At 43.6% G+C, this 5154-nt stretch carries 3 protein-coding genes, 1 tRNA gene and 1 pseudogene; 3 read left to right on the top strand and 2 right to left on the bottom strand.

The features are described from left to right. Positions 1 to 231: 231 nt before the first annotated feature. Positions 232 to 972 (bottom strand): PEP-CTERM sorting domain-containing protein, encoded by a 741-nt coding sequence (locus H6F92_RS00720; RefSeq protein ID WP_190356441.1) that lies wholly within the window; start codon positions 970 to 972, stop codon positions 232 to 234. A 369-nt stretch (positions 973 to 1341) separates the two neighbouring features. Here H6F92_RS00720 and H6F92_RS00725 point away from each other — a divergent pair, with 369 nt between their 5' ends. The 3 genes from H6F92_RS00725 (at position 1342) to H6F92_RS00735 (ending at position 4314) form a co-directional block, all read left to right on the top strand. Continuing rightward, positions 1342 to 2025, top strand: coding sequence for a PHP domain-containing protein (locus tag H6F92_RS00725; RefSeq protein WP_190356442.1), 684 nt, complete (start codon positions 1342 to 1344; stop codon positions 2023 to 2025). Positions 2026 to 2246: 221 nt separating this feature from the next. Next, entirely contained in the window at positions 2247 to 4145 is a 1899-nt protein-coding gene (locus H6F92_RS00730; protein WP_190356443.1) for an NAD(P)H-quinone oxidoreductase subunit F, read from the top strand. 97 nt (positions 4146 to 4242) lie between these two features. After that, positions 4243 to 4314: transfer RNA gene (locus H6F92_RS00735), tRNA-Thr, on the top strand. Between the two features lie 336 nt (positions 4315 to 4650). Here the strand turns inward: H6F92_RS00735 and H6F92_RS00740 are convergent. Then, positions 4651 to 5154: pseudogene (locus H6F92_RS00740) on the bottom strand (ISAs1-like element ISMae8 family transposase); the annotation flags it as partial.

The raw sequence follows: 5154 nt of genomic DNA on the forward strand, positions 1-5154 counted from the left end.
GAGGCCGCCTTTAGCGGGAATCCGATAGAGAGGTTCGTAGTTAACCCAGTACGGGTCAAAGCGTACAAAGCTAATTCTAGATGCAATATTTGCGTACAGAATTAGTAACTATTGGATATTTTAATACAAATGCTCGAACCCCCCACTGCCCCACTTCCCCATCTCCCTCTCTAGCCACAAAAAAGGCGTTAAGCTTAACCTTAACGCTTGCCTTTGATTCAATGGCAGTGACTAGCTCTTGCGACGAGCGAAAGCACCAACACCAGCAGCGGCTAAGATACCGAGGATAGCAGAGGGTTCGGGGATGTCAATTGATTTTGTTGTTTGTCTGAAATCGTTGGTGATACTGTTAAGTGATCCGTTAACACTAGAGACAGAGAAAGTGTCTCTGACGTAGAGTTTCAGGATATTCGGAGCAATTGGAACCGTTTGGCCAGGAGAGCCAGTGCCACCAATATCAGAGCTTTTGGCCTCCGAGGTTCCGACCAAACTCGTCCCTTCGAAAGCATCTGACCAAACCGTCTTGTTCAGAGAGACACCGGAGTCAGTCTGGCCAGTTGTGGTATAGCCAGCGCTGAATGCTGAGAACATCTTCGTCAAAAGTTCGTTGTCGCCAGTGCTGGGGTCATCAACGATCTCGATCGTGTAATCTATGACATAAACGCCACTTAAACTGGTCAGAGGGGTAGCTGGGGTGAAGGTGAAGGTGTGCAAATCGCCCAAGGGCAGCACGGTTTCCGTAATGGTCAGAAAATTGCCCGGGCTATTTATATCACTGCCAGATGAGTTGATGTGTGTAAACAACTTGTCCCCTTTCCGGCAAGGATTGGTCTTGAAATTGTTGAAACTTTGTGGGAAACACTCCGCCGCCTGCGCTTGGACGGGGGCAGTATTGGCAAAGCCGAAAGCGGCAACGCTGCCAGCGATAGCAAGAGCGCCAGTGGTTAGTCGTCTAGAGATGTTGGTGATCATTTTAAGTCGTTTGTTACTTTTTGTTAGGGCCAAGTACGGATACTACGCACTCTAGTATAGTTATAACCTCGGCCAGATGCAATGTCAAGTTATTGATGTCTAAATTCAAGCCAAATCTCCTCAAGATTTCCTAACAACCGATAGATACAGCTTTTTCCACCAGGTAATGATCAAGTATGACGGGATTGGGCATCATCTCTGGACGTTCGGCTAATTTTCCAACTTCCCCACTTCCCTACTTCCCCACTTCCCCACACCTTTGAAAGAGGATTTAGTATTAGTGGTAACAGCAGCTACCCAATTTTTTTTGGTATTTGTTATGCTGATTCTTAACAATTTGTAATCTTTGGGAAAGTTCCTTAATACTGCATGGTCGTTTCTGCTACAATTCCCCCCCTGGCTCAAGATACCCTCGCCCTGAAAGCGGTGTGGGCGAATATTGGCTATGATAGTTGTCCCCACCATTACAATTTCCATCTTCATACCCATTGTTCCGATGGTCAAATGAGTCCCCAAGACTTGATGAGACAAGCGTTAGACATCGGACTAAAAGGATTAGCAATTACCGATCATCACTCGATCGAAGGTTATCGACAAGCCCAAATTTGGCTAGAAAATCAGCATTTAAAGGTTTCTATACCCCATCTCTGGACAGGAGTAGAAATTACGGCGGATCTCTTAGACACAGAAGTGCATATTCTTGGTTATGGTTTCGATCCTACTCATACCGTCTTGACTCCCTATCTGCAAAGAACCAAACCAGAAGGAGATCTGGCTTTAGCCTCTAGAGTCATTAACAGTTTACAGCAAGCGGGGGCTTTAGTGGTTCTCGCCCATCCCTTCCGTTATCATCGTCCCGCAGCCGATTTAGTAGCGGCGGCGGTAGAATTGGGTATTGATGGTATTGAGGCTTTTTATGCCTATGGCAATCCCAAACCCTGGCTACCCAGTCAACCGGAAACCGAACAAGCGCTCGCTCTGAGTCGTCAATACCAATTATTTGCCACCTGTAGCACCGATTCCCACGGTAAATCTTTATTACAGCGCATTTAGCCTGATCCCGGGATTAACTGTAAAATAACTAAATTGACTAAACTCGCTCCCTTCTCGATCGAGTGTTAGTTTTTTATGGCCGTTGATCAGTGATCAGTAATCAGTAACCAGTAACCAGTGAAAGAGCCTAAATTTGTTGAAAATTGAAAACTTAAACCTGATAACTTAAAACTTAAACCTGATCACTGATAACTGATAACTGATAACTGATAACCCCCTGAATGAAAGATTTATTCCTTTACACTTGCTGGTTAATTCCCATTTATGGCTTAATTGGTTCGATTTTAACCCTACCTTGGTCTTTAGGCATTATTAGTCGCACCGGTCCGCGGCCGGCGGCTTATATTAATCTATTGATGACCGTCTTAGGGTTAATACACGGAACGATCGCTTTTAATCAAATTTGGCATCGAGAGACGATTAAACTGGCTTTTGAATGGGTAAAAGTGGCCGATCTTAGTTTATCTCTTTCGATCGAACTTTCTCCCGTCAGTTTGGGGACGCTGGAAGTGATTACCTTAATCAGTCTCTTGGCCCAAATCTATGCCCTTGGCTACATGGAAAAGGATTGGTCTTTGGCGAGATTTTATGGCTTAATGGGCTTTTTTGAGGCAGCTTTGGGGGGAATTGCCCTGAGTGACTCCCTACTATTCAGTTACGCTTTCCTAGAGATGTTAACGGTCTCTACCTATCTCCTCGTCGGTTTTTGGTATGCCCAACCTTTGGTAGTAACCGCGGCCCGAGATGCCTTTTTAACCAAGCGCGTCGGCGATATTATTTTATTGATGGGTTTGGTGGCTCTGTCCAGTTACGGAGAAGGATTGAGTTTTTCTCAGTTAGAAAATTGGGCAGTAAATAACCCTGTACCGCCTCTGACGGCGACTTTGTTAGGATTAGCCCTTATTGCTGGTCCAACGGGTAAATGCGCCCAATTTCCCCTGAATTTGTGGTTAGATGAGGCGATGGAGGGACCAAATCCAGCCGGAATCATGCGGAATTCGATCGTGGTTTCGGCGGGGGCCTATGTTTTAATTAAGCTGCAGCCGGTGTTTACCCTATCTCCGATCGCTGCCAATGTTTTAATAGTGTTGGGGACAATGACGGCAATCGGTACTTCTCTGATGGCCCTATCCCAAATTGATATTAAACGGGTTTTATGCCACTCCACCAGTGCCTATCTCGGTTTGGTCTTTATTGCGGTGGGATTAGGTCATGTGGATATCGCTTTACTAATTTTATTCTCCCATGCGATCGCAAAAGCTTTATTGTTTATGAGCGCAGGAGCCTTAATTCTCACCACCAGTAACCAAAATATCACGGAAATGGGGGGAATTTGGGCAAGAATGCCGGCTACAACCATGGCTTTTTTAGGGGGTTCCGCGGGGATGACGGTTTTAATGCCCCTGGGGATGTTTTGGACGTTAAAAAAGTGGTTAGGTGGCGAATGGGCGATTCCTTGGTGGTTATTAGCGGTTTTAATCTTTGTTAATTGTCTTAGCATCGTCAATCTTACTCGGGTCTTTCGTTTAGTCTTTTTGGGACAAACCCAAAGTAAAACCCATCGCACCCCGGAAGTGGCCTGGCCGATGGCTTTGCCCATGGTAGCATTGATTTTAATCGCTTTATTGGCCCCGATTATTCCCCTACGTTGGGATTTTTGGCTATCTTTCACCAATCCTCTCGTTAATAACCAGAGTTTTACTATTGTCTGGGGTTTTCCCTTACTGATGGCCTCTGGAGTAATTGGCCTAGTTATCGGGTTAATGGTAGAGTTAAGACGAGCTTGGGCGAGACCAACTGGGTTAATCCTGCGATTCCTGCAAGATTTGTTCGCTTATGACTTCTATCTTGATCGCATCTATCAGTTTACCGTGGTTTTAGCGGTGGGCAGCCTGTCAAAAATTACCGCTTGGCTCGATCGTTATATTATTGATGGTCTGGTTAATTTAGTCAGTTTAGCGACGATTTTTAGCGGCAGCGCCTTAAAGTATAATGTTTCCGGTCAATCACAGTTTTATGTCTTGACTATTCTTTTGGGAATAGGGGGATTAATCTGGCTCTTATTAAACGGTCAATGGTCACTGATAACTAATTATTGGTCATCCCTGTTGACTCATTGAACCTCTGTGTATCAGTCCCTAGTCTCGCGGGTGCGGACTAGGGGAGGGCAAAAATCTCCACTCGGTCTATTTGTGTTATAATAGATTGGTCAAAAATGCTGGTGTAGCTCAGTGGTAGAGCAGCTGATTTGTAATCAGCCGGTCGCGGGTTCAAATCCCATCACCAGCTTCTGGGAAAACTAACTGTTTTCATTCCCTACAAGGCTTTATGGCTAAGCTAAGACGCATTTTAACTGCCTATCCTTAGATTAGCTGACCCCCCCTTGCCCTAGGGTTGATTCATTTAAATTAAGTACAGCGGATTTTGAGTCAATAAATTTGAATGAAAATTCTCAAGTTTATCTTTTTCTAATCAAAAGAGTTAGTGACAATAACTAATCTTTAATCCTCTGCCAATATTGATTATGAATAAATTGATAAAGCTTGTTCCCAAGCCACTAAAAGCCTATCTCTCTTCAAATTTTCTGAGAGTACATCCTGTTAATTTAGCTAATTTTTCTGCTTCTTACGTCGATAAAACTATCAGTTTTTCCCAACGTTCAGCTAACCACCTCTGTCCCTCTGTTATTGAGAGAAAACCCAAACCTCTGAAAAGATTCAATCCTATAGTTGTGAGAATTGACCAATTGCTGGCCGCTTGAAAATCACTTATCTCGCTTTTATCTTCCTCAAAAATTACATCTTTTACCCAATGTAACTGATTTTCTATTTTCCAATGTCCTCGAATAATTTTAGCAAATACTTGAGCGGATTCAGTTAGGCTACTGATATAGTAAGCTGTTTCTTCATAGGTTTTATCCCCGCGACTACCCCTTCTTTCTACTTTAATAACTCTTCGCAGATTTTCAAATCCTTGTCTTTCATTTTTCCTCACTTTAAAAACTTCTATTTTTCTGGATATTTTTCGACCATGACTATTATCTTGTTCAAGAAAACAACTTTCTGGCTTTGAGGAATTACTCAGGTCTTGTATTCGCTGATAAAGATTTTTCTGATTTCCTTTAACTGT

This window comes from Microcystis wesenbergii FACHB-1317 (genome assembly GCF_014696875.1).
Taxonomy (GTDB): Bacteria; Cyanobacteriota; Cyanobacteriia; order Cyanobacteriales; family Microcystaceae; genus Microcystis; species Microcystis wesenbergii_A.

Bases quoted from the DNA above. Each gene is read 5' to 3' on its own strand.
- H6F92_RS00730 (WP_190356443.1), top strand. From the start codon at position 2,247: ATGAAAGATTTATTCCTTTACACTTGCTGGTTAATTCCCATTTATGGC.
- H6F92_RS00725 (WP_190356442.1), top strand. From the start codon at position 1,342: ATGGTCGTTTCTGCTACAATTCCCCCCCTGGCTCAAGATACCCTCGCC.
- H6F92_RS00720 (WP_190356441.1), bottom strand. From the start codon at position 972: ATGATCACCAACATCTCTAGACGACTAACCACTGGCGCTCTTGCTATC.